At 35.1% G+C, this 23,429-nt stretch carries 27 protein-coding genes and 1 pseudogene; 21 read left to right on the top strand and 7 right to left on the bottom strand.

From position 1 onward, the window contains the following. Window positions 1-568: 568 nt before the first annotated feature. Window positions 569-1,516 (top strand): DNA-binding domain-containing protein, encoded by a 948-nt coding sequence (locus tag AC1Q8L_RS03930; RefSeq protein WP_000274693.1) that lies wholly within the window; start codon window positions 569-571, stop codon window positions 1,514-1,516. Window positions 1,517-1,611: 95 nt separating this feature from the next. On the opposite strand, the gene AC1Q8L_RS03925 is transcribed toward AC1Q8L_RS03930, so the two are convergent. Beyond that, window positions 1,612-2,412, bottom strand: a complete 801-nt coding sequence (locus AC1Q8L_RS03925) for a flagellin N-terminal helical domain-containing protein (RefSeq protein WP_492339406.1) — start codon at window positions 2,410-2,412, stop codon at window positions 1,612-1,614. Between the two features lie 251 nt (window positions 2,413-2,663). Further along, a complete protein-coding gene (locus AC1Q8L_RS03920; protein WP_001222349.1) occupies window positions 2,664-3,818 on the bottom strand; it encodes a flagellin N-terminal helical domain-containing protein in 1,155 nt (384 codons plus the stop codon). A gap of 257 nt (window positions 3,819-4,075) precedes the next feature. Between AC1Q8L_RS03920 and AC1Q8L_RS03915 the strand changes: the two genes are divergently transcribed. From AC1Q8L_RS03915 to AC1Q8L_RS03830, 18 genes are all read left to right on the top strand, one after another. Further along, window positions 4,076-4,861 (top strand): lytic transglycosylase domain-containing protein, encoded by a 786-nt coding sequence (locus AC1Q8L_RS03915; RefSeq protein ID WP_000960066.1) that lies wholly within the window; start codon window positions 4,076-4,078, stop codon window positions 4,859-4,861. Between the two features lie 62 nt (window positions 4,862-4,923). Further along, window positions 4,924-5,148, top strand: a complete 225-nt coding sequence (locus AC1Q8L_RS03910) for a flagellar motor switch protein FliN (protein ID WP_000775712.1) — start codon at window positions 4,924-4,926, stop codon at window positions 5,146-5,148. Window positions 5,149-5,162: 14 nt separating this feature from the next. Continuing rightward, the gene (gene fliM, locus AC1Q8L_RS03905; protein ID WP_000012369.1) at window positions 5,163-6,149 is read left to right on the top strand and encodes a flagellar motor switch protein FliM; all 987 of its coding nucleotides are present in this window, start codon (window positions 5,163-5,165) and stop codon (window positions 6,147-6,149) included. A 10-nt stretch (window positions 6,150-6,159) separates the two neighbouring features. Beyond that, on the top strand, window positions 6,160-6,519 hold the full coding sequence (gene fliN / locus AC1Q8L_RS03900) for a flagellar motor switch protein FliN (RefSeq protein WP_000680010.1): 360 nt from the start codon (window positions 6,160-6,162) through the stop codon (window positions 6,517-6,519). A gap of 12 nt (window positions 6,520-6,531) precedes the next feature. Beyond that, complete coding sequence (locus tag AC1Q8L_RS03895) at window positions 6,532-6,852, top strand: hypothetical protein (RefSeq protein ID WP_000121178.1); 321 nt, start codon at window positions 6,532-6,534, stop codon at window positions 6,850-6,852. Continuing rightward, a complete protein-coding gene (locus tag AC1Q8L_RS03890; RefSeq protein WP_001220582.1) occupies window positions 6,849-7,607 on the top strand; it encodes a flagellar type III secretion system pore protein FliP in 759 nt (252 codons plus the stop codon). Before AC1Q8L_RS03895 ends, AC1Q8L_RS03890 begins: the two co-directional genes overlap by 4 nt. Window positions 7,608-7,640: 33 nt before the next feature. After that, a complete protein-coding gene (locus AC1Q8L_RS03885) occupies window positions 7,641-7,916 on the top strand; it encodes a flagellar biosynthetic protein FliQ (protein WP_001098080.1) in 276 nt (91 codons plus the stop codon). Window positions 7,917-7,931: 15 nt separating this feature from the next. Beyond that, window positions 7,932-8,693 (top strand): flagellar biosynthetic protein FliR, encoded by a 762-nt coding sequence (locus tag AC1Q8L_RS03880; protein WP_001055717.1) that lies wholly within the window; start codon window positions 7,932-7,934, stop codon window positions 8,691-8,693. Between the two features lie 10 nt (window positions 8,694-8,703). Further along, window positions 8,704-9,750 carry a flagellar type III secretion system protein FlhB gene (flhB, locus tag AC1Q8L_RS03875; RefSeq protein ID WP_001040119.1) on the top strand — a complete coding sequence of 349 codons (1,047 nt, stop codon included), beginning with the start codon at window positions 8,704-8,706 and terminating at the stop codon, window positions 9,748-9,750. Between the two features lie 23 nt (window positions 9,751-9,773). Next, entirely contained in the window at window positions 9,774-11,840 is a 2,067-nt protein-coding gene (gene flhA / locus AC1Q8L_RS03870) for a flagellar biosynthesis protein FlhA (protein ID WP_000475626.1), read from the top strand. 14 nt (window positions 11,841-11,854) lie between these two features. Then, entirely contained in the window at window positions 11,855-13,165 is a 1,311-nt protein-coding gene (flhF, locus tag AC1Q8L_RS03865) for a flagellar biosynthesis GTPase FlhF (RefSeq protein ID WP_000446182.1), read from the top strand. 42 nt (window positions 13,166-13,207) lie between these two features. After that, the gene (locus AC1Q8L_RS03860) at window positions 13,208-13,981 is read left to right on the top strand and encodes a flagellar basal-body rod protein FlgG (RefSeq protein ID WP_001013934.1); all 774 of its coding nucleotides are present in this window, start codon (window positions 13,208-13,210) and stop codon (window positions 13,979-13,981) included. A 169-nt stretch (window positions 13,982-14,150) separates the two neighbouring features. Then, window positions 14,151-15,449, top strand: a complete 1,299-nt coding sequence (locus tag AC1Q8L_RS03855; RefSeq protein WP_000106230.1) for an NtaA/DmoA family FMN-dependent monooxygenase — start codon at window positions 14,151-14,153, stop codon at window positions 15,447-15,449. A 134-nt stretch (window positions 15,450-15,583) separates the two neighbouring features. Beyond that, the gene (locus AC1Q8L_RS03850) at window positions 15,584-16,294 is read left to right on the top strand and encodes an alanyl-tRNA editing protein (RefSeq protein ID WP_000205375.1); all 711 of its coding nucleotides are present in this window, start codon (window positions 15,584-15,586) and stop codon (window positions 16,292-16,294) included. A gap of 17 nt (window positions 16,295-16,311) precedes the next feature. Then, window positions 16,312-17,148 carry a TrmB family transcriptional regulator gene (locus AC1Q8L_RS03845; protein WP_000343357.1) on the top strand — a complete coding sequence of 279 codons (837 nt, stop codon included), beginning with the start codon at window positions 16,312-16,314 and terminating at the stop codon, window positions 17,146-17,148. Continuing rightward, on the top strand, window positions 17,141-17,866 hold the full coding sequence (locus AC1Q8L_RS03840) for an AzlC family ABC transporter permease (protein WP_000029963.1): 726 nt from the start codon (window positions 17,141-17,143) through the stop codon (window positions 17,864-17,866). The genes AC1Q8L_RS03845 and AC1Q8L_RS03840 overlap by 8 nt, the downstream gene beginning before the upstream one ends. Continuing rightward, a complete protein-coding gene (locus AC1Q8L_RS03835; protein ID WP_000425943.1) occupies window positions 17,857-18,168 on the top strand; it encodes an AzlD domain-containing protein in 312 nt (103 codons plus the stop codon). The genes AC1Q8L_RS03840 and AC1Q8L_RS03835 overlap by 10 nt, the downstream gene beginning before the upstream one ends. Window positions 18,169-18,230: 62 nt before the next feature. Further along, complete coding sequence (locus tag AC1Q8L_RS03830) at window positions 18,231-18,401, top strand: DUF3951 domain-containing protein (protein ID WP_000602236.1); 171 nt, start codon at window positions 18,231-18,233, stop codon at window positions 18,399-18,401. 25 nt (window positions 18,402-18,426) lie between these two features. Here AC1Q8L_RS03830 and AC1Q8L_RS03825 read toward each other — a convergent pair. The 5 genes and pseudogenes from AC1Q8L_RS03825 to AC1Q8L_RS03805 all read right to left on the bottom strand — a co-directional run. Continuing rightward, a pseudogene (locus AC1Q8L_RS03825) lies at window positions 18,427-18,695 on the bottom strand (hypothetical protein); the annotation flags it as partial. Between the two features lie 95 nt (window positions 18,696-18,790). Next, window positions 18,791-19,375: a dienelactone hydrolase family protein gene (locus tag AC1Q8L_RS03820; protein ID WP_000730923.1), complete on the bottom strand. Its 585-nt coding sequence runs from the start codon at window positions 19,373-19,375 to the stop codon at window positions 18,791-18,793. A gap of 2 nt (window positions 19,376-19,377) precedes the next feature. Continuing rightward, complete coding sequence (locus AC1Q8L_RS03815) at window positions 19,378-19,713, bottom strand: antibiotic biosynthesis monooxygenase family protein (RefSeq protein WP_000157878.1); 336 nt, start codon at window positions 19,711-19,713, stop codon at window positions 19,378-19,380. Window positions 19,714-19,897: 184 nt separating this feature from the next. Further along, window positions 19,898-20,077, bottom strand: a complete 180-nt coding sequence (locus AC1Q8L_RS03810; protein ID WP_001025734.1) for an H-type small acid-soluble spore protein — start codon at window positions 20,075-20,077, stop codon at window positions 19,898-19,900. A gap of 66 nt (window positions 20,078-20,143) precedes the next feature. Continuing rightward, window positions 20,144-21,358 carry a helix-turn-helix domain-containing protein gene (locus AC1Q8L_RS03805; protein WP_000212337.1) on the bottom strand — a complete coding sequence of 405 codons (1,215 nt, stop codon included), beginning with the start codon at window positions 21,356-21,358 and terminating at the stop codon, window positions 20,144-20,146. A 119-nt stretch (window positions 21,359-21,477) separates the two neighbouring features. On the opposite strand from AC1Q8L_RS03805, the gene AC1Q8L_RS03800 reads away from it, so the two are divergent. After that, window positions 21,478-22,746 (top strand): MFS transporter, encoded by a 1,269-nt coding sequence (locus tag AC1Q8L_RS03800; RefSeq protein WP_000502473.1) that lies wholly within the window; start codon window positions 21,478-21,480, stop codon window positions 22,744-22,746. 126 nt (window positions 22,747-22,872) lie between these two features. Next, on the top strand, window positions 22,873-23,397 hold the full coding sequence (locus tag AC1Q8L_RS03795; RefSeq protein ID WP_000736425.1) for a COG3014 family protein: 525 nt from the start codon (window positions 22,873-22,875) through the stop codon (window positions 23,395-23,397). Window positions 23,398-23,429 lie beyond the last annotated feature (32 nt).

Here is a 23,429-nt window from a genome sequence, read left to right as displayed (position 1 = left end):
TTTTCAGTGATTAATAGAGTCTCATGCGATGTGAGTTCAGAGGTATGAAGTAGTTTTAGGTAAGAAGAAGTGAGACTTCGATTGAGGATTTGAAGATTGGGTTTATAACTCTATTCTGTTAGAGAGAGGAAGGAATTAGCCATATGTAGCATTGGCTAATTCCTTTTTGGTATTCTATACTCTAACCTGGCAGAAAAATGAAAGGTTTCTAAGATGTTTGGCGCTGTATGTATGAAAAAATCTTCAAATGAAGATTTTTGATTTGAAAATATAAGCAAACGTATTTTCGAAGGTTATTTTAGTAACATTTCGTGGTAACGCAAATTTTTTCGGTGAAAAAATATTCAAAATACCATATAATATAATTAAATGTAATTAATATGCAATTTTACATATTAATAAAAAAACATTTTCCAAATTTTTATACTTTCTATACATTTTTGTATGTTAATTATTTGACAGATAATTTCGAACTGTTATAATATGGATATGTAAAAATTGCTATTTTCTTAAAAGACATGGGAGTCAGATGAGAATTGTGAAAGGATGAGGGGGAGTGGCACAGATTATGTATCACCACACAGCAATTAATGTATTAGGTCTTTTACAAAACATGTCAAATAATAAAATGAACGATATGCAACTAGAGGTGGAATTAAAAAAAATAGAAAAAGAATTCCAAGTAAAGTATGAAGAATTAGTTGATTTACATAATAGAATGGTATTATTTCAAATAGATATAGAAAAAAATGGCGGGATGCGAGCGTACGAAAAATCAGCAATTACATGGCTGAAATCTGAACTAGAGCTACTGTATGAAGTGTATCAATTTTGTCAGCGTCACGGTTTAAACATTTTAAATATTTCAAAATACGTAAGTAAAAATGAACTAAATCTTTTTCCAAAAACAGAAAGTCAATTGCAAAATACGTATTATAAATTGAAAAAACGTGAAATACCGTTTGAAAATATTGAAAAACAGAAACCAGGACGAAAGCGAAAATATATACCAGTAAAAGAGACAATCGTTGCAAGAAAACAAGAAAACGAGTACGAATTAAAAGAAGAAATCCAGCATAAAGAAGATGAAAAAAATCTTGTAACAGTTATATCTGGTATCGTTGATAACTTTGAAACAATTAATCAATGTAGTGAAAGGAAAGAAGACGAACTACATCAGTTTATGGAAGGTATTTATAAGCTTTCTAGTATGGCGGCAGGGCGTTTTAGAGAAGCGAAGAATACACGTAGCCTAGAAGGTGAATTGCAGTCGTTACAACTAGAAAATGAAAGGTTAAAACGAGAGAAAGAAGAGCTTGTACAAGATATTAAAGGCATGACGCAGCTTTTAATTCATTTCATTACAAGTTCTGATATCGATCAAATTCGTAAATTACCAACTTTCGTACAAGATTGTAAAATGGAATTACATAAACTAGGGCTATATAATGCACAAGACGGTAAAATGAAAATTATGGTTGATCGTAGCGGACAAGTTATGACCGTAACACAGTAATAAAATTTGGGTACAAAATAAAAGGGAGATACATAGTTTATATGTATTTCCCTTTTATTTTGTATGGAATCGTTCCAAAGAAGGAAGATGAATTTTTAAGATTGTAGTAGTTTAGAAAGCATTTGCGGAATTTGGTTCGCTTGTGAAACCATACTAAGGGCAACTTCAGTTAATAATTTGAACTTTAAAAAATCACTCATCTCCTGCGCCATATCTGCATCTTCAACTTGAGATGCAGCATCTGTTAACGCCATACTTTGGCTATTTAAATTTTCAATATTGAGCTGTAAACGATTTATCATAGCTCCAAGATCAGCACGATGAAGTGATAAACTTTGCAAAGCCTCTTCAATTTTACGAATTGCCGTTCTTGCTTCTTGTTCTGTTGAAATCTTGATGTCATGTTGTGTAGGGGAAGGGGGGATAGATTTTGATATATGTACCGTATGACCGATATCGTTTAATGTAACAGGACGGTTTTGGCCGCCAAATACGGATAAATCATTAAACTCCGTCGTCTCACCGATATAGCCAATTTGCTCTGTTAAAGATTGAAACTCTTTATTTAACGAATCACGGTTTTTATTTGAATTTGGATAGTTCGCAGACTGAACAGCTAAATCACGCATACGATGTAAAATATTCGTCACAGTTTGAAGAGCAGCTTCCGCTGTCCGAAGCATTGATAGCGCATCCTCATTATTACGAATCGCCACGCGCATACCACTCGCTCTCGCATGCATACGAGTCACAATCGCTATGTTTGCTGGATTATCAGAAGCATGACTCAACTTCTTACCAGTCGACAAATGCTCCATTGTCACATTCATACGTTTCTCATTCTCATACAACGACTGCCTAGCATTCATACTTAAAACATTCGTACCAATACGCATAATAGACACTCCTTATAGATTGATATAGTTAGTGTTCTAAAGCTAATAAACGGTTATGAAAAGAAAAAGGGGCGTATGCTCACTATATCTTTTTGTTTTCATACACGGAACTAGGATAAAACAGGCCCTGACCGCTACTAAATATGATTAGAGCTTCTCTTTAAGTTAAAAAATCTTTCAATCTATCTATATAGAAAAAATAAACCTCTCCGCAAGCAGAGAGGTTTATTCAAGAAACTAGCTCAAATGGCTTATTGTAATAATTTAGAAACCATTTGTGGAGTTTGGTTTGCTTGAGAAAGCATGCTGATTCCAGCTTCGTTCAAGATTTTGAACTTAGTCATTTCAGACATTTCTTTCGCCATATCAGCGTCTTCGATTTGAGAAGCAGCTGAAGCCATAGAAGAAGATTGGCTCTTAAGGTTGTTTACGTTAAAGTCAAGACGGTTTAATGTAGCACCTAGAGTTGCACGGTTAGAAGCGATTGTATCTAATGCAGAATCAATTGATTTGATCGCAGCGCTAGCGTTTGATGATTTTTTTGTAACTTCACCAGCTTTAAGCATTGCTGCATCATCAAATGCAGTGCCAATTGCCTGTGCTGTAGTCACAGATTTAGAAGCTTCAAAAGCGTCAATTTTGTCCTGTACTTTTTTTACATCAGTATCATTCATGAAACCTTTAACTTTTTCAAAAGTTTCTTTGAATTTTTCAACTGCAGCTGCAGTTTCTTCAGGAGATGATGGTACTGCTGGAGCAGTTGCAGTTGCTTTTAAGTCAGCTAATCCTTGTTTCGCAGCTTTTACAGCGTCGATTTCTGGTTTAGCATCTTTAAGCTGATCAGCCGTAATCGTGATTTTTTGATCATCGCTTCCTTCAATAGATAACTTTTCAATATTTAATGCTTTAGTAGATGAATCAGCTAAATTAATATTGATTTGTTTCGTTGTATCAGCGTTATCTAGAGTTTGAATAGCAATAGATTTGTTATCGCCATTTAATAATTTTTTATCATTAAACTCTGTGTTTTTAGAAATGTAATCGATTTGATCTTTTAATGCAGCAAATTCTTTATCTAATGCTTTTTGGTTATCACCAGTGTTCGTACCATTCGCAGATTGGTTAGCGATGTCACGCATACGAAGTAAGATGTTAGATACAGAGTTTAAAGCTGAGTCAGCTGTACGGATTAAAGACATACCGTCTTGTGTGTTGTTAGCTGCTACTCCTAATCCACTTTCACGAGCACGCATACGAGTTGCGATTGCAAGACCTGCTGCATCGTCAGAAGCGTTGTTGATACGTTTACCGCTTGATAAACGGTCCATAGCGTTGCTCATTTTTGCTTGGTTTTGGCGCATGTACTCTTGAGTACGCATGCTGTTAATGTTTGTATTAATTCTCATGTTAAGAAACCCCCATTTTTTTATATTGACTTTTCTGCAAATTGAAAAACGGTAATATGCGAAAAAATCAATTTCGAGATTTATTGTAATCCTTGCTACAACGGGTGTCAACTAAAAATTCGAATTAATAAATATAAAAAAATAACAGTTTAACAATATATTCATTTTTTTATTACATAATTATTAAAAGGATTATTGCAAACTTTAAAAAAAAACTCTAATATTAGATTATCTTTGTTTACCGAAAAGGTGATATTATGTTAGTTGGAAATATAGTAAAAGAAGTGCTTGCATATAAAAAAGGGCAAATTCAGCAAAAGCTAAGTAGTCCACAAGCATTCGTTAGTAGTCGTTTTCAAGAGAAGTTGCAGAGTGAGCCTGCGAAGGAGACGAAAGAAACTACGCAACCGGCAAAAGTAGAAGATATGAGTCAGCCGGTACAATCTACGAAAATAGAAGCGGTTGTTAATAAGCCGGTAGAAACTATTAATAAAGTAGAGGAAGCGAGTAAGTCTGAAGAAAAGGCTGAAGCGAAGAAAGCAGATGAAGTGCAAGTTGCGCAAAAAGAGTTTGAACGACGTTTCCCAGAAACGAAAAATGAGGCTGTTGATACGTGGGGATTAACGAAGAAGTATAATATTCAAAAAATACGTTCTTCCAATGAAGGGAAGTATGAGGATATTATTGATCGTGTAAGTCGTACATACGGAATTCCGAAAACGTTAATTCAAAAAATGATTGAAGTAGAGTCTAATTTTAATCCGAAAACGGTGTCACATGCCGGTGCGATGGGTCTTATGCAGCTTATGCCAGCGAATGTGAAGGAGATGGGTGTGAAGAATCCATTTTCACCAGCTGAAAGTATTGAAGGTGGCGTAAAAGAGTTAAGCGGTTATTTAAAGAAAAATAACGGCGACTTAGTATTGGCGCTTGCTTCTTATAATGCTGGTCCTGGGAATGTGAGGAAGTACGGAGGCGTACCGCCATTTAAAGAAACGCAAGGATATATTAAAAAAATATTAAATATCGACGTTTCAAAATAAGAAGTTTCATATATAGAGAGAACATGAAATTTTCGTGAACATGATATGGGAGTTGGCTAGATTTGAAATTACAAGATGATATTCCGTTAACAATTTATTTTGAAATCGGAAATACGAAAAAGAAAATTGAAGATCTGCTTCATATTACGAAAGGTACATTGTATCGTCTTGAAAATTCAACGAAAAATACGGTGCGTCTTATGCTTGAGAATGAAGAGATTGGAACCGGAAAGATTTTGACGAAGAATGGGAAGATGTACGTTGAAATCGTTGAATTGAAAAGGTAGGGAAGGGGATTGTCATGAGTGGCGAAAAATTAAGCCAAGAGCAAATTGATGCCCTGCTGAAGGCGGTAAATGAAGGCGAGGAAATGCCAGCTTTCGCACAAGAAGCAGGAAAGCAAGAGAAATTTCAAGAGTATGATTTTAATAGACCAGAGAAGTTCGGTGTTGAGCATTTACGTAGTTTGCAAGCGATTGCTTCTACGTTTGGAAAGCAGACGTCACAAACGTTATCAGCGCGTATGCGTATTCCGATTGAACTAGAGCCTTCAACAGTTGAGCAAGTTCCATTTACGAGTGAGTATGTGGAGAAGATGCCGAAAGATTATTATTTATATTGCGTAATTGATCTCGGTTTACCAGAGCTTGGAGAAATTGTTATTGAGATTGATTTAGCATTCGTTATTTATATTCATGAATGTTGGCTTGGCGGAGATAGTAAGCGTAACTATACGATGCGCAGACCGTTAACAGCGTTTGAGTTTTTAACGCTTGATAATATATTCTTGCTTCTTTGTAAAAATTTAGAGCAATCATTTGAAAGTGTTGTTGCGATTGAACCAAAATTTGTAACGACGGAAACAGATCCGAATGCATTAAAGATTACGACAGCGAGCGATATAATTTCATTACTTAACGTAAATATGAAAACAGATTTCTGGAATACGACGGTGCGTATCGGGATTCCGTTCTTATCTGTTGAAGAAATTATGGATAAGTTAACGTCTGAAAATATTGTCGAACATTCTTCGGACAAACGTAGGAAGTATACGTCTGAAGTGGAAGTGAAAGTAAATCAAGTGTACAAACCTGTTCACGTTGCAATTGGTGAGCAGAAAATGACAATGAGTGAGATTGAACAAATTGAAGAAGGCGATATTATTCCGCTTCATACGAAAGTTTCGGATGAATTACTTGGTTATGTAGATGGAAAGCATAAATTTAATTGTTTTATTGGAAAAGATGGAACGCGTAAGGCGCTCCTATTTAAAAGTTTTGTAGAGTAGGAGGATCCATATGAAGCATGAAGTATCTCCTGTGTCATTAATGGGATTAGAAGATTTTGCAGGAAAGCGAAATGAAGCAGGCAAAGCACATATCGATACTGTTTCAGATATTTCGATTGAACTTGGTGTAAAGCTTGGAAAGTCATCTATTACGCTTGGTGATGTAAAGCAGTTAAAAGTTGGCGATGTTCTTGAAGTAGAGAAAAACTTAGGACATAAAGTAGATGTGTATTTAAGTAATATGAAAGTCGGCATCGGTGAAGCAATTGTAATGGACGAGAAATTCGGTATTATCATTTCTGAAATTGAAGCTGATAAGAAACAAGCGGCGCTTATGAAAGCGCAAAGTCAAATGCAAGATAAAGAGTAGAGGAGGAGTCATATGTCGTATATGACGACCTTATTTCAAGTCGTTTTACTGTTTGGTGCGCTCGGTTACGGTGCATATTATATGACGAAAAAGACGCGCAAACAGCAGTTTTTTAAGCAGGGTGAAAATGGCCATATTCAAGTAAAAGACGGCGTGTATTTAAATCATCAAACGAGTGCCTTTTTATTTGAAGTGGACGGAAAGCAAGTGTTCACTGTTATTAGTAATAACGGTGTGCAGTCTGTGCAATTAACCGGAACAGGAAATCAGTTTCAACAAGCACTAGAAGACGCGGTGAAGACTGAAACGAAAAAAGTAGAGGATCCATCATGAGAATAAAGAAACAGTTATCATTATTAGCCGTTATTTTCGTATTTTCTATCGTTTTTTCAATTATTTTTGTAAATCCAGCGTATGCGGCCCCGAACGGTTTTATTAATTTCGAAAATGGAAAAGAGTTTACGAGTAATTCAAGTGTACAACTATTTGCGCTCGTTACCCTTTTATCATTATCTTCTTCTATCGTTCTATTATTTACACATTTTACTTATTTTATGATCGTTCTTGGGATTACACGTCAAGGACTTGGGGTAATGAATTTACCACCAAACCAAGTGCTTGTTGGACTTGCATTATTTTTATCACTCTTTACGATGCAGCCTGTACTCGGGCAACTGAAGAGCGATGTGTGGGATCCGATGACGAAAGAGAAAATAACAGTAAGCCAAGCTGCGGAAACGACAGCTCCTATTATGAAAGAATATATGTCAAAGCATACGTATAAGCATGATTTGAAAATGATGCTGAAAGTACGCGGAGAAGAGTTGCCGAAAGATTTGAAAGATCTTTCCTTATTTACACTCGTACCATCCTTTACGTTAACGCAAATTCAAAAAGGTTTACTAACAGGGATGTTCATTTATTTAGCGTTTGTATTTATAGATTTGATTATTAGTACACTTTTAATGTACCTCGGGATGATGATGGTACCGCCGATGATTTTAAGTTTACCGTTTAAAATACTCGTTTTCGTATATTTAGGTGGATATACAAAAATCGTCGATATTATGTTTAAGACGGTCGCCTGAAGCGCTTGATGCTATGTGATAGGAGTCATATAAATGAATACGTCACCAATTATAGATATTTTCCAAACCTTTTTTTATAAAGGGGTTATGATTTTAATGCCGATTGCCGTTGTAAGTCTGATTGTCGTTATTATTATCGCGGTTATTATGGCAATGATGCAAATTCAAGAGCAAACGCTGACGTTTTTACCGAAAATGGCGAGTATTGTGCTCGTTATTATCATTTTAGGTCCGTGGATGTTCCAAGAGTTAACGATGCTTATTTTAGATTTATTTGATAAAATCCCATCGCTATTGCGTTCGTACTAAGATAGGTGAACTGAAATGAATATGGAATTATGGGCGGCGACGTTTTTTGCGTTTTGTCGCATTACTTCATTTTTATATTTTTTACCGTTTTTCTCAGGCCGATCCATTCCAGCAATGGCGAAGGTTACAGTTGGACTTGCTCTTTCAATTACAGTGGCCGATCAAGTGGATGTCTCTCACATCAAGACAGTTTGGGACGTTGCAGCTTATGCAGCAACGCAAATTGTAATTGGTTTATCACTTTCAAAAATTGTAGAGATGCTGTGGAACATTCCGAAAATGGCAGGGCATATTTTAGACTTTGATATCGGTTTATCACAAGCAAGTTTGTTTGATGTAAATGCGGGCTCACAGTCTACTTTACTATCAACCATTTTTGATATATTTTTTCTCATTATTTTTATTTCACTTGGCGGCATTAACTATTTCGTTGCCACGATTTTAAAGTCGTTTCAATATACAGAGGCGATTTCAAAATTGTTGACGACTAGTTTTTTAGATAGTCTACTCGCAACGTTATTATTTGCGATAACATCAGCGGTTGAAATTGCTCTGCCGCTTATGGGAAGTTTATTCATCATTAACTTTGTTCTAATTTTAATTGCAAAAAATGCTCCGCAATTAAACGTTTTTATGAATGCATACGTAATTAAAATTACGTGCGGTATTTTGTTTATTGCGATGAGTGTACCGATGCTCGGTTATGTGTTTAAAAATATGACGGATGTATTACTTGAAGAGTATACGAAACTATTTAACTTTTTCTTAACGAAGTAGGGGGACGCGCATGGCAAAGGATAATAAAACAGAAAAGGCCACCCCGCAGAAGCGTAAAAAATCGCGTGAAGAAGGGAATATTGCCCGGAGTAAAGATTTAAATAATTTATTTTCCATTCTCGTATTAGCAGTTGTCGTTTACTTTTTCGGAGATTGGCTAGGTTATGAGATTGCAAATTCCGTAGCGGTGCTGTTTGATCAAATTGGAAAAAATACAGATTCAACCGAGTATTTTTATTTAATGGGGATTTTATTACTGAAAGTATCGGCTCCGATATTAATACTCGTATATGCTTTTCATTTATTCAATTATATGATTCAAGTCGGCTTCCTATTTTCTTCTAAAGTCATTAAACCGAAAGCGTCACGTATTAATCCGAAAAACTATTTTACGAGATTGTTTAGTCGTAAAAGTTTAGTAGATATTTTGAAATCACTGTTCTATATGGGATTAATCGGTTACGTTTCGTACGTTCTTTTTAAAAAGAATTTAGAGAAAATCGTCAGTATGATTGGTTTTAACTGGACTGCGTCACTTACTGAAATTATTAGGCAAATTAAATTTATCTTCTTAGCAATTTTAATTATTTTAATCGTTCTTTCTATTATCGATTTCATTTATCAAAAATGGGAGTATGAACAAGATATTAAGATGAAAAAAGAAGAAGTGAAACAAGAGCATAAAGATAATGAAGGGGACCCGCAAGTAAAGGGGAAACGAAAAAACTTTATGCATGCGATCTTGCAAGGGACAATCGCGAAGAAGATGGATGGTGCAACGTTTATTGTAAACAACCCGACGCATATTTCAGTGGTGCTTCGGTACAATAAACAAGTTGATGCGGCGCCTATTGTCGTTGCAAAAGGGGAAGATGAGCTCGCATTATATATACGAACGCTTGCCCGTGAACATGAAATACCAATGGTGGAAAACCGTCCGCTTGCTCGTTCTTTATATTATCAAGTCGAGGAAGATGAGACAATTCCTGAAGATTTATACGTAGCTGTAATTGAAGTTATGCGCTATTTAATTCAAACGAATGAACTTGAAGTATAATAGCGCGTTTGGAGGGGATCTCTTTGTTTAAGATGGATTCTGCAAGAACCTATTTTTCTATCTTTTTAGCAGCGTCATTCGTTGTGGCGCTCTTAATTCCACTTCCACCATTTATACTTGATATCGTTATCGTTTTTCTACTAAGTATGTCAGTGCTTATTTATATGCGAGCGACAAGTATTAACGAGTGGGATGAGTTAAAGTCATTTCCGACGATGTTGTTATTAATCGGGATTTTCCGCGTATCGATTAACGTTTCGACGACGCGAGCGATTTTAACAGACGGAAATGCGGGTCATGTTATTGAAGAGTTTGGCCAGTTCGTAATTGGCGGGAACTTATTAATTGGTATCGTTATTTTTATAGTTTTAATCATATTCCAGTTTATCGTTGCAAACGGTGCATCTCGTACAGCTGAAGTAGCAGCTCGTTTTACACTTGATTCTTTACCAGGGAAACAAATGTCTATCGATGCTGATTTAAACCAGCGTATTATTTCAGAAAAAGATGCACAGGCAAAACGTAAAAAATTAAATATGGAAACAGAGTTTTACGGAGCGATGGATGGTGCCGGGAAGTTCATTAAAGGGGACGTTATTTTCGGGATTGTCATTTTATTCGTAAACATTATTTTCGGTTTAATTGTCGGCATGATGCAGCAAAGAATGAGCTTTGCAGATGCAGCTCTTCATTATACACAGTTAACTGTCGGTGACGGAATCGTAAACCAAATCGGTTCATTAATGCTTGCAATTTCAACAGGTATTATCGTAACGCGTGTATTTGACGGCTCACCGGATACAGTAACAGAAGGTATCTTTAAAGAGCTATTAGCGCATGAAGTCGTTGTATATGCACTAGGTGGTTTATTTATCGCAATGGGTATTTTTACTCCGCTACCGTTTTTACCATTCGCACTCGTTGGTGGAACGATTATCTTCTTAGGCATTCGTAATAAAAATCGAATAAAGAAAGAAAAAGAAGACGAGCTTCAAAAAGAATTAGAAATGATTCAAGGCGAAGATGAGCAACTGCAACAAGTGGAAGATTCATTCGGAGTATTTACGGATAAATATCCGATTATTGTAGAACTCGGTTTAGATTTAGCAGCACTTGTAAAGCAGAAAATTAACGGGGAAACAGCTCGTGATAAAGTTGTTCTTATGCGGAAGTCGATTATTACTGACCTTGGTATTAACGTTCCTGGAATTAACTTTAAAGATAATACGAGCTTTAGACCACGTGGTCGTTACATTATTCGTATTAAAGGTGCGAAGGCGGCTGAAGGTGTTTTAAAATCAGGTTATTTATTAGCACTAAAAACACCGAACGTAATGGCTGATTTAGATGCAGAACCAGCGAAAGATCCAATTTTCGGCGAAGATGGATATTGGATTTTAGAGCATATGGTGCAAGATGCACAAATGAAAGGCTATCAAGTGTTAGAGCCACTTAGCATATTAATTACACATTTAGATGTTGTCGTAAGGCGTAATCTGCATGAATTAATTCAGCGCCAACATGTAAAAGACTTAATTAACTCGCTTGAAAATGACAATGGCGTTCTATTAGAAGAGATTAAGAAGAAAGAAATTGATTTATCACTCGTTCAAAATGTTATTAAACAACTTCTAAAAGAAGGTATTTCTATTCGTGATTTACCAACAATTATTGAAGGTATTATTGACGGAAAAGAAGTGTATCAAAATCACGTTGATGGTGTGACATCATTTGTTCGTGAATGTATTTCAAAAGTTATTTGTGAAAATGCGAAAAATCCGGACGGAAAAATTTATGCAGCGCTCTTCTCTGATTCAATTGAGTTAGATGCGGATGTTGTGAATAATTCATATCAAGGTTACTTGTTAAACTGGGATTTAGATTTAGAAACACGTGTCGTTGAGCAAGTGCAGCGCGTCTTTAAGCAAGCACGTTTAATGGGAAGAGAACCAGTGTTATTAACACGTAGAAAAGATTTTAGATTTGCAATTGTAAGACTGCTAGAACGTTATCAAGTAGAAGCACAAGTACTTTGTATTAGCGAATTAGCACCAGAAATTGTTGTGGATCAAATTGCCTATATTGAATAGTAGGGGGTGAAGTAATGGAAAGTACAGAAAAGAAAGAAGCGTTAATGCGAATAAAAGCAGCTTCGAAAAATGAATTGTATCGAAAGTTATTTGACCAATATGGTACAGATTATTATTACGTTGTCGATGAAAGTGTAAAACGAAATATACCGTTTTTCTGGAAAAAGGATTATGAAATGTTAGTTGCTTTTCCAGAAGAAAAACAGGAAGAAGTGAATGAAGGTACAGCTCAATTTCATGAACAGTTAATGGATGTTGTGAATGATCCTTCAGAACAAATTGTGAAGGCGAATGGAATTCAATCAGTACTGCACAATTTAGAAAACGTAACGACTTCTATGTCATACGCGGCAATGCAAACAGGAAATAGTGAAGAATGGGCAAGAAAAAAAGAAAAACTATTAAAGCTGTTTGAAAAAGGAATTGTCGTGGTGAAACAGACGAAAGAAACGGAAGTACCGAAAAAGAAAAAAGTTGTGAAACAAGTCGTTCCGGTAAAGAAAGAAGAAGTAGTTCCAAAGAAAGAAAGTCAAGAATCTGTACCGTTTATTATTCAAAAGGTAATTCGGATGCTAGAACAAAACGATGTGGAACAATATTTCATTTATGCATATGCTGAAAAGTTAAAAATAAAGTTTGAAAATGCAACGATGATTACGGAAGAAGAAGTTATTAGGTACATATTGGAAGATATGAAATCTCATTTCAATACGGAAAACGTCTTTGAAAAAGAAGTACAAACAATTGCATTAATCGGTCCAACTGGTGTTGGTAAAACGACGACGCTTGCGAAAATGGCATGGCAATTTCACGGTAAGAACAAAACAGTTGGTTTTATAACGACAGATCATTCGCGCATAGGGACAGTGCAGCAATTGCAAGATAACGTAAAGACAATTGGATCGGAAGTAATTGCTGTGCGTGATGAAGCTGCAATGACAAGAGCGCTTACGTATTTTAAAGAAGAAGCGCGCGTCGATTATATTTTAATTGATACAGCCGGAAAAAATTATCGTACGACAGAAACAGTAGAAGAAATGATTGAAACGATGGGACAAGTAGAGCCAGATTATATTTGTTTAACGTTATCAGCTTCGATGAAAAGTAAAGATATGATTGAAATCATTACAAACTTTAAAGATATTCATATAGATGGTATTGTGTTTACAAAATTTGATGAAACAGCAAGTAGTGGTGAATTGTTGAAAATTCCAGCAGTATCATCAGCTCCTATTGTATTAATGACAGATGGCCAAGACATAAGGAAAAATATACATATCGCTACAGCTGAACATTTAGCGAAACAAATGTTACAAACATCGTAGAAAAGAGGTGAAGAATAAGGCGCTTGCCTTATTCAAACGAATATGAACGGTCTTTATATAGGTTCTATGGGTATGATGAACTACATGCAGCGAATTAATGTTCATTCGAATAACGTTGCAAATGCTCAAACGACAGGATTTAAAGCAGAAAATATGACGTCTAAAGTATTTGATGTACAAGACACATATCGCCGCGGAGATGGGGCGGTAACAAATATCGGTTCGGTCGATTATGCTGTAGTACCAGCTGCAACACATGTGAATTTAGTACAAGGAAATATACAAATGACAAATAGCGCTACAGATTTCTTTTTAGATGACGGCGCAGCCGGCACAACATCATTTTTCGTTACTTCTAAAAATGATGAAACGTTTTTAACGAGAGATGGTAGTTTCACATTAAATAGTGATCGTTATTTACAAACATCTTCAGGTGCTTTCGTAATGGGAGAGAATAATGAGCGTATTCGTATTCCGGAAGGAGCAAAGGTTGCTGTACAAGCAGACGGTACATTATATGATGAAGTAACACAAAATAATATTGCTCGTTTGCAAACAAAAACAGTAGATGCAGAAACGAATGCTCGTCTCGTACAACGTGAAAATAAAAGCTTTACACTAGCAGAAGGAAACATTGCTAATTTACCGAATGGAACAGGAATAGTAAAAAATCATATGCTAGAAAATTCAAATGTAGATATGACGAAAGAGATGGCCGATCTTATGACAGATCAAAAGATGATTCAAGCATCACAGCGCGTTATGACGTCATTTGATAAAATTTATGAAAAAGAAGCGAATGAAATATTGAGATAAAGGACTTCCAAAAGTGGGAGTCTTTTTTGTTATTGCTTTTATTACAGTTACATCATAAAATGATAATGATTATCAATATCATTTTATCTATTTTCATAAGAATAGAATTTCATAATGACAGCAACATTTGTTTAACTAAGTGAATTAAAAACAAGGGGATGGTGTATATATGTCTACAAATAATCAACTTTGCATTGGATTATGTTTAATTTCTAGAAAGAAAGAACAAGAGAATGAGTTTAATTCCGGAATTGATGAACAAGTAGAGTTGGCACTACAGGCAGAAAAGGCTAAGTTAGATTTTGTTTTTAAAGCCGATTATTTAGTGGCGCACCCAGATTTAATTGCTCGTAATAAAGGGAGTGTCATTTTAGACCCGACGTTACTGTTTACTGCTATTGCTTATGCGACAGAAAAAATTGGAGTCGTTACAACTGCTTCAACTTCGTTTTATCCACCATATATATTAGCAAGGCAATTACAATCGTTACACTGGATTAGTAACGGCCGAGTAGGGTGGAATATTGTTACATCCATTGACGGTGCTGAAAACTTTGGTGAGGAAGGGATGCCATCATCTGAGGAACGATACGCGAAAGCGGCAGAATGTACAGAGTTAGTAAGAAAACTTTGGAGGAGTCACCCTAATGAAGTATTGAAAGTAGATAATCCTGATGTTATTAGAGAGATGGTAAAGCCTATTGAGCATAATGGTGAGTACTTTAAGGTAAAAGGTCCACTTAATATTCCGCAGCATATACCAGGAGAAATGCCATTATTTCAAGCCGGTGCTTCAGAGTCTGGTCGGAATTTTGCTGCTTCTGTTGCTGATGCAATTTTTGCCGCAACGCCAGATGTAGAGTCAGGAATTGAACTTCGTCAAGATTTAAGAAGAAGAGCAGAACAGCATGACCGTAGCCAAGATGCTATACGTGTATTACCTGGATTATATTTCTTTATAGGTGATACATATGAAGAAGCGTTAGAAATGCATAGGCAAGCTCATCAACATCTTACAAAAGAGAAGAGATATGCGTTACTTGAAATGGTTCTCGGATTAGATGCGAGAGGGATTCCGCTAGAAAGTAAAATTACGGAAGAGATGCTGCCAAGTCGGGATCAAACTGTACGTAGTAAAACTCATGCCGAGTTATTACGGAACTTCATTATTAAAAATGAACCAACAGTTGAACAAATACTAGAACGACCAGAAGTTGTTGGATCGGCTCATTGGGTTGCGGTTGGTACACCACAAGACGTTGCGAAGCAAATTATGGATAGGTTTGAGGCAGGGGCGTTAGATGGATTTATTGCTATTCCAGGAGGACCTCCAAAGTCACTAGATCTATTCTTTAGTGAAGTCATCCCTTTATTTGTGAAGGCGGGTGTATTTAGGGAAGAGTATACAGGTTCTACTTTACGGGAGCATTTGGCGGGGAACATATTAAATACTTTACAGTTAAAATAATAGCATGTAGAAAAAAGCCTTATTGTAAAAGGCTTTTTTTATTTAAAATTAAAAATTCTGAAATATAAGTTGACTGTATGAATGTTATTTTTTATATTAGTAGGTATAACTATAACTACTAAAGAGGTGAGAGTATGACAACGGCATTATATTTAGAAGATGCATACAAAACGAGTTGCGAAACAGAAGTGATAAAAGTAGAAGGGAATAAAGTATTTCTAAAAGAAACAGTTTTTTATCCAACTGGTGGAGGGCAGGAATGTGATACGGGTGTCATTGTACAAGATGGGTCTGTATTTGAAGTTGAAAAAGTAAAGAGGGAGCAGGGAGAAATAGTTCACTATATAAAAGATGAAGCTCAAGTAAAATTAGGTCCAGTTAAATTAGAGATTAATTGGGAAAGACGTCATAATTTAATGCGTCATCACTCGTTACTGCATCTTATCGGAGCTGTTGTTTATGAAAAGTATGGAGCACTATGCACCGGAAACCAAATTTATCCTGATAAAGCACGTATCGATTTTAATGAGTTACAAGAGTTATCGAGCGTGGAAGTAGAAGAAATTGTTGAGGAAGTGAATAAACTTATTGAGCAAAATAAAGAAATTTCCACTCGCTATATGAGCCGCGAAGAAGCAGAAAATGCTGTAGGAATGATTAAAACAGCAATAAATCTCCTGCCAACTACTATCCAAGAAATCCGCATTGTTACAATTGAAAATTTAGACGAACAAGCTTGTGGAGGCACACATGTGAAAAATACGAGTGAAATAGGAACACTTGTTATTGATAAAGTAAAAAGTAAAGGGAAGCAAAATCGTCGTTTTGAAGTAAGGGCGATTTAGATTGTGAGGGGTTACCGATGGATGAAATTATAAAGGAATTACAAAAGTTAGGATTTTCCCAGTATGAATGTAAAGCGTATATTGGATTATTAAAACACTCCCCAGTAACAGGCTATGAAGTGAGTAAACAAACAGGAGTACCTCGTTCTATGATTTACGAGGTACTCGGTAAGTTAATGGATAAAGGAGCGGTGCATATTGTACCTTCTGAACCAGTTAAATATGTACCAGTACCAGCTACCGAATTAATGAATCGAATGCGAAAAGACTTTGAAAAGTCCTTTGAATTTTTAGATGAGAAATTAAATTGTTTAGAACAAGAGCGACAAATAGATGTAATTTCGCATATTCGCTCAAATGATCGTGTTTTAAAAGAAATATGCAATATAATTAATAGGGCAAAGGAAGAATTATGGATTTCTGTATGGGAAGAACAAGTGCATGAAATTGAGCCATACATTCATCAAAAGGAAGAGGAAGGCGTACATATATTTTCAATCTTATTTGGAGCTCCAGAAACAAAAATAGGAGCCACGTTTCATCATAATTATATGACGCCCCATGTTGTTGAAAAGAGAATGGGTGGTCATTTAACTGTTATTGCTCGTGATGGAGAGGAAGTATTAATTGCGAACTTCTCAAATGATAGCACTTCATGGGCCGTTACAACGTATGACCCAGCGCTAGTTCTCGTTGCGACAGAGTATGTGCGGCACGATATTATGGTTGAAGAAATCACAAAGGAATTTGGAGCTGATAAGTTAGATACGTTATGGCGTGAAAATATAGATTTAGTTCATGTCGTAACAGGAAAACGAACTTTAGAAGGAATGGAGGATGATAGAGATGAGTAAAGCTGAGGCACATGTAGCTTTGCAGAGCGATGATACATTTCAGCAAGGAGTAAAAGATTGTTTACCAACTGTATTTGGTTATTTGAGCATCGGTATAGCAGCTGGTGTAATTGCAAAAACAGCAGGTTTTTCTATCATTGAAATTGCATTTATGTCCACTTTAATATATGCAGGTTCTGCCCAATTTATATTAGCTGGTATGTATGCAGCCGGTGCTCCTGCTTCCGCAATTATTTTCACTGTATTTTTTGTTAATTTACGCCATTTATTAATGAGCGCAGCGCTTGCACCGTACTTTACGAAAATTCCTCTATTTAAAAACTTAATCATCGGTTCTCAAATTACAGATGAAACTTTCGGCGTTGCAGTGCAGCATGCTGCGCAAAAAGGATATTTAGGTGAAAGATGGATGATAGGGCTTAATGTAACAGCGTATTTAAATTGGATTCTTGCTACTATCATTGGCGGGCTATTTGGTGAGTGGATACCAGATCCACATACATACGGCATGGATTATGCATTACCAGCGATGTTTATCGGATTATTTGTTCTTCAGCTCATAAGTAGTAAACCGAAACTAGCAATTCATTTAAGTGTTGCAATTGTAGCGATTATTATCGCATACGTTTCACACCTATTTATGCCAGATAGTATAGCGGTTATTATCGCAACCTTACTAGCTGCGACGATTGGAGTGTTGATTGAAAAATGGAAATGAGATTAGATGTATTATTACTTTTACTAGCAGCAGGAGCTGTTACACTCGTGCCACGTATTTTACCTCTACTTGTATTTAGCAAACTACAAATTCCTGACTGGGGTTTAAAATGGTTAAATTACATACCAATTGCGATATTAGCAGCGCTTTTAGCACAAGTTTTATTTATGCATGAAACGATGCAGTGGGATTATCTTATTGCAGCAATTCCAACATTTCTTGTAGCGATATATACTCGTAGTTTATTAGGTACAGTATTAACGGGAGTGATTGTGATTATTTTGTTACGTTTCCTTTTCTAAAAAGGATTACGCTCATATCATAGCGAAAAGTGTAATAACATGAAAAATATAGGGGTGGTGTTATGATACTTTTAACGATAGGAGCAATTTTGTTAACGTTATTTATTTTCTTTATTATCGGCTTTATTACGTTTATGATGTTTGTTGATAAGGCGACACCTCAAATATATTATACACCTTGTGAATCAGTGACAGTGAAAACTAAAGGTAAACATAGAAGGAAGAAAAGTTGAAAGTTGGCTTTTCTTCCTTCTTCTATTACATCCCCGAAAGAACTAACAACAATAACCCAAATAAAAAACTAGTCAAGGAAAGAAAACAGATACATATTGAGAATACACGATTATTCCCCATTCGCGCCAGAAAGTTATAAAACCTAAAATACAAAGGAAAAACCAAATGGGTAGGAATAGGAACTCACTAACTTTCGCGGGGAGTAGCGAATAAAAAGTTGTTACATATAAGATCCAATTAGTAAAAAATAAAATGCAAACGATAATAGATTGTAAGTAGAGGCGGTTGAAAAATCTCCTTTATAAGATTGTTTTTATCACGCATTAACAGCCCGATTGGTGAGGGGGAATAATCAGTGGAGTATTAACCCACCCCACTGATTGAAGTTTCACTTTACAAGAAATGAATCTATTAAATTGTATGCTTGTTTTGTAGAGTGCTCGTTATATTTTTCAGTGTACGGATTTAGAAATCCATGTTCACCGTGTAGTTGTTTTATTTCTAATAAAGGATTCTTTTGTTGCTGCAATGTGTGAATTAAAGAGGATACTGAAAAACTAGATTCTTTTTCAGGGAAAATAAGTAAGGTAGCACATGTTGGTTTTATATGAATATAGTCACGTATACGAGAACCGTAACATCCGATAATAAAATCAATTTTCGGATTGTTACTACATAGCCAGGAGATGGTAGCTCCAACACTAAAGCCGATAAGTCCAATATGTGTATAACTACTAGAAAGATGAGAAATGAATTCTTCAATTTGCTTTTTTCCATAATCAAATCCAATATGATTTACAAAATGTTCATATGCTTTTTCTTCATCACTATAATGAAATGCATGTTGTAATTGTAGAAGATTAGGACAGAATACGTCTATATGAGATGAAGTAAAGTGCTGGGTAACGTGATGCATATGGTCGTTCACACCATATATTTCATGAACAATAACGAGAGCTACTTTTTTCTTCATAGTTATAAATCGCCTCTATGAAACTTAAATTCTTTCTCAACAAGGCAAATACGCAGGTGGAAGTTTTCATACCAGTGCTCACGACCTCTTTTTTTCGCTTCTTTATGTAAGGTGTTCTTTTTCCAATTTTCAATTGCATCAAGTGATTCCCAATAAGAAATTGTTATTCCGAGCCCAGAATTACCTCGTGCACTTTCTACACCTAAAAATCCAGGTTGTTGCTTTGCGAGTTTTTCCATTTCTTCGGCAACGGTATTATAGTCAGTTGTATCATTTGATAAATTAGAAGTGAATATAACTGCATAATAAGGCTTGTTTTTTTCTAAATTAGATGCCATTATTTTTCCCCCTTAATGTATAGTACGAATAATTAATCCATAGTTTGTATTTTAGCAGGTCATAAAAAGAAAAGAAGTAGAAAATTCTTATTTTTTCAGCTCATGTAAAATAAAAGATTGAAGAAATTTATAATAAGTAATCTGAAATAAGAAAAATGCCACTTCAAAAGAGAAGTGGCATTTCTTATATTTCCTCTAAGCTATTAACTGGAACAGTTAATTCGCGTCCTGGGTTTTTTACTTCATATATGCGGGCGGTTTCATTGCTTTCATCGACGTGTTGAATCATAACAGGCATGCCTTGAAAACTGACATTGGCTTGTTCCGCTGACACAGAAAGCTCTATTGCACGTTGTATATTCATTTATATTCCTCCCATCATTATTATCTTTGCTAAAAAAGAGGAATAATATACCATTTAGAGACATTCTTAAAGTTTTTGTATTATTTGTAATGTTTCTTTAATAAATGAAGAAAAGATGGAATCAGGATAACCATCTATCGTTTGAACTGCTTCTTTTGCTTCTTTCAGAGCAGCTGGTTTATCTTGAAGTTCTATATGACACAGGGCACGATATGAGCCAGCTGTTAATAACCATGACTGATCAAGTGGATGACTCATATAATCTGGAATATTAGCACGTTTTAATGTTTCCAAAGCTTCCTCGTAACGTTTTAAACCATACAGAGATTTTCCTTTTTCAAGATAATACAATCCATCTTCTTGAAAAATCGGTACATCTTTTAGTTTTTCTCGGAATTGTTCTAAATGTTCTAATGCAATTGTATATTCATTTGTAACGGTATTGTAGTAATAAGCTTTTAATATATCTATATTTGCAGCGGATAAAGTATCTTCTGTAAAAATGGCAAATTGCTCCGATTTTTTTATGTAATATAAATATCGTTCTTTATCGGTTGTAATGATTTTTTGATAAGATAAAATACGGTAAAATTCATCTGTTTTATAATACACTTGATGTTTTTTTGAAAATGCAAGTGCATCTAAAATGATTTTTTCACATTTTTCATAATTACCATATGCGAGTAAAATAATTGCTTCTTTTAAATATAATTGTATATGTGTAATAAGATCCATTTCTAAATTCTTCGTTTTATATTCATCGCGAATTTTGGTAATCAACTGTAAACATTCTTTATATTTTTTCCGTTTGTAGAGCATATAGTAAAACAGTAATTTCGTTTCGGTACTTTCACGATACAAAGTATATTTTTCAAATATAGAAACAGCTGTTTCAACGTAATATTCAATATTATAATCGTTCATAATGGCCGCTCCAGTTATGAATTGTTTATATAAACGTGCTGTGTTTAAAGTAAGGGATAGTTCTTTTTGAACGATAGGTAGTAAAGTCTTGTATACTTCATCGCATTTATTTGATTTTATTAATGGCTCCATTTTTTGAATGAGTTCCACAATTTCTTCTTCATCTTCTTCTAATAAAAAGCTAGTTTCACATTCAAGTTTTTCCGCAATATATTGTAATGTTTTCATAGAAGGGGTAGCTTTTCCATTTTCAATTTGACTAAGCATACTTTTTGTCAGTTCCGAACCTGCCAGTGCTGTTTGCGTAAGCTTTTTATCTTTTCGTAATGCTTTAATTTTTTCACCGAGAGTTGCCATATTATTGCTCCTTTATATTTAAAAAGTTTAATTGTATTTAACTTTTTGTTGTGAAAATTGGAAAGTTGATTATATAATAAGTTTAACACAATTTAACTTTTAAGGGGAGAGAGTCAAAAATGGGAGATATAAGTATAGGACAACATGATTCAAGAATGAAGATTGCAACTAGAAATATCATTTTAATGATGATTGGAAAAATGACGTCTTTATTAGGCGCAGGTATTTATACGTTCGCAATGGGGTTATATGTATTAAAGACTACTGGTTCAGGGATGGGGTTTGCAATTACGCTCGTTTGCGGATCACTTCCAAGGATGATCTGTGGCCCAATTGCTGGTGCTGTAGCAGACCGTGTGAATCGAAAATGGCTTGTCATTGGTACTGATTTATTAAGTAGTTTAACGATGCTTAGTATGTTTATTCTTGCTACTATATTTGGGCCATCACTTCTTTTTATTTATATTTCAGCAGCATTATTATCAATTTGTGCAAGTTTTTATTCTGTTGCATTAACTTCGTCTATTCCGAGTTTAGTAGATGAAGGACGTATTCAAAAAGCGAGTGCTTTAAATCAAACGGCAGCTTCTTTATCAAATATTTTAGGACCGATTATTGGCGGAGTTGTATATGGTTTCTTTTCAATTAAATCGTTTTTCCTATTAAATAGCATTACGTTCTTTTTAGCGGTTATTTTGCAATTATTTATCGTATTTGATTTATATAAAAAAGAAGTGGCTGAAAGTACAGAGCATTTCTTGACGAGTATAAAAGAAGGTTTTTTATATGTAAAAAGACAACGTGAAATATATGGTTTAATGAAAATAGCATTGTGGGTAAACTTTTTTGCGTGTGGTCTAACAGTTGCACTTCCGTACATTATCGTCCATACATTGCATTTATCTTCAAAGCAACTCGGTACTGTAGAGGGAATGTTAGCAGTCGGGATGCTAATGGGAGCGATTGCTTTATCAGTGCGTAAAGAAGTGAATAATCCATTTCGTTCTATTTATACTGGATTGTTTTTGTTTGCAGGTTTAAGTTTATGTACAGTCTTTCCGTTGTTAGTTGTCATTCCAAAAGTAGCAAGTTTTATTTACTATATTGCTTTTATGATGTTAACTGGTATAGCAATTATGATTGTAAACATTCCAATGCAAGTACATATGCAAAAAACGACAGATCCGAGCTACCTAGGGCGTGTGTTTGGCCTACTTGAAACAATTGCGACTGCAATCGCGCCGCTTGGTATGATTGTATATGGACTACTATTAGATATGTTGCCAACTAGCATTGTTATGATGACAATAGGTGGAGGGTTATTGTTAGTTGTATTAGTTGGAGTAAAGCAACATATGGCGAAAAAACAAGTAGATGTGTCCGCTTAAAAATAAGAAAATAATAAAAATTTGACTTATCATTATAAAAATGACTAAATTAGTATTTTAGTTTTTGAAACTCTTTTTCATGTATGTTAAAGTAAAGTGAGCTTGCAAAGAAAAGGAGACAACAGCATGAAAAAATTAAGTTTTGTTATGCTTTTTCTATTAGTCGTAATGGCTGGATGTAGCAATTATGACACATATATTGAAACAGGTATGCAATCATTGAAAGATGAAAAGTATAGTGATGCAACAATGTGGTTCGAAAAAGCAGAAAAAGAGAAAGCAGGAAATGAAGCGAAATCATATAAAGAAGTTGCTGAGAGAATGGATCACGGAGCAACAGCATTAAAAGACGGTAAGTATTTAGAAGCGAAAGACATTGCAAATGAAGTGTTACAAAAGAAAAAAGATGATGAACTTGAAAAAGCTGTAACATCAAATGCAGAGAATATGCTTCAAAAAGCAAAAGATGTGGAAGAGAAAGTAAATGAAAGAGTGGCAAAGCGTAGAAAGGTAGAAGAAGAAGGAATCGATAAAATTATTAAAGCTGTCGATAGTATAGATGAAGTGAAAGAAAAAGAGAAGAAAGTATCAGAAGCATTAGATAAGGCTGAAGAGGCGCAAGCAAAAATTGAGGCAAAGAAAAATAAATAGATTTATAGTTTGAAAGGCTGTCGTGCATAATG

The organism is Bacillus sp. GW823-FHT06A11 (assembly GCF_058795355.1).
This window is presented reverse-complemented; position numbering and strand designations above follow the sequence as displayed.

Bases quoted from the DNA above. Each gene is read 5' to 3' on its own strand.
- AC1Q8L_RS03930 (WP_000274693.1), top strand. From the start codon at position 569: ATGTATCACCACACAGCAATTAATGTATTAGGTCTTTTACAAAACATG.
- AC1Q8L_RS03925 (WP_492339406.1), bottom strand. From the start codon at position 2,412: ATGCGTATTGGTACGAATGTTTTAAGTATGAATGCTAGGCAGTCGTTG.
- AC1Q8L_RS03920 (WP_001222349.1), bottom strand. From the start codon at position 3,818: ATGAGAATTAATACAAACATTAACAGCATGCGTACTCAAGAGTACATG.
- AC1Q8L_RS03915 (WP_000960066.1), top strand. From the start codon at position 4,076: ATGTTAGTTGGAAATATAGTAAAAGAAGTGCTTGCATATAAAAAAGGG.
- fliM (WP_000012369.1), top strand. From the start codon at position 5,163: ATGAGTGGCGAAAAATTAAGCCAAGAGCAAATTGATGCCCTGCTGAAG.
- fliN (WP_000680010.1), top strand. From the start codon at position 6,160: ATGAAGCATGAAGTATCTCCTGTGTCATTAATGGGATTAGAAGATTTT.
- AC1Q8L_RS03895 (WP_000121178.1), top strand. From the start codon at position 6,532: ATGTCGTATATGACGACCTTATTTCAAGTCGTTTTACTGTTTGGTGCG.
- AC1Q8L_RS03890 (WP_001220582.1), top strand. From the start codon at position 6,849: ATGAGAATAAAGAAACAGTTATCATTATTAGCCGTTATTTTCGTATTT.
- AC1Q8L_RS03885 (WP_001098080.1), top strand. From the start codon at position 7,641: ATGAATACGTCACCAATTATAGATATTTTCCAAACCTTTTTTTATAAA.
- AC1Q8L_RS03880 (WP_001055717.1), top strand. From the start codon at position 7,932: ATGAATATGGAATTATGGGCGGCGACGTTTTTTGCGTTTTGTCGCATT.
- flhB (WP_001040119.1), top strand. From the start codon at position 8,704: ATGGCAAAGGATAATAAAACAGAAAAGGCCACCCCGCAGAAGCGTAAA.
- flhF (WP_000446182.1), top strand. From the start codon at position 11,855: ATGGAAAGTACAGAAAAGAAAGAAGCGTTAATGCGAATAAAAGCAGCT.
- AC1Q8L_RS03860 (WP_001013934.1), top strand. From the start codon at position 13,208: ATGAACGGTCTTTATATAGGTTCTATGGGTATGATGAACTACATGCAG.
- AC1Q8L_RS03855 (WP_000106230.1), top strand. From the start codon at position 14,151: ATGTCTACAAATAATCAACTTTGCATTGGATTATGTTTAATTTCTAGA.
- AC1Q8L_RS03850 (WP_000205375.1), top strand. From the start codon at position 15,584: ATGACAACGGCATTATATTTAGAAGATGCATACAAAACGAGTTGCGAA.
- AC1Q8L_RS03845 (WP_000343357.1), top strand. From the start codon at position 16,312: ATGGATGAAATTATAAAGGAATTACAAAAGTTAGGATTTTCCCAGTAT.
- AC1Q8L_RS03840 (WP_000029963.1), top strand. From the start codon at position 17,141: ATGAGTAAAGCTGAGGCACATGTAGCTTTGCAGAGCGATGATACATTT.
- AC1Q8L_RS03835 (WP_000425943.1), top strand. From the start codon at position 17,857: ATGGAAATGAGATTAGATGTATTATTACTTTTACTAGCAGCAGGAGCT.
- AC1Q8L_RS03830 (WP_000602236.1), top strand. From the start codon at position 18,231: ATGATACTTTTAACGATAGGAGCAATTTTGTTAACGTTATTTATTTTC.
- AC1Q8L_RS03820 (WP_000730923.1), bottom strand. From the start codon at position 19,375: ATGAAGAAAAAAGTAGCTCTCGTTATTGTTCATGAAATATATGGTGTG.
- AC1Q8L_RS03815 (WP_000157878.1), bottom strand. From the start codon at position 19,713: ATGGCATCTAATTTAGAAAAAAACAAGCCTTATTATGCAGTTATATTC.
- AC1Q8L_RS03810 (WP_001025734.1), bottom strand. From the start codon at position 20,077: ATGAATATACAACGTGCAATAGAGCTTTCTGTGTCAGCGGAACAAGCC.
- AC1Q8L_RS03805 (WP_000212337.1), bottom strand. From the start codon at position 21,358: ATGGCAACTCTCGGTGAAAAAATTAAAGCATTACGAAAAGATAAAAAG.
- AC1Q8L_RS03800 (WP_000502473.1), top strand. From the start codon at position 21,478: ATGGGAGATATAAGTATAGGACAACATGATTCAAGAATGAAGATTGCA.
- AC1Q8L_RS03795 (WP_000736425.1), top strand. From the start codon at position 22,873: ATGAAAAAATTAAGTTTTGTTATGCTTTTTCTATTAGTCGTAATGGCT.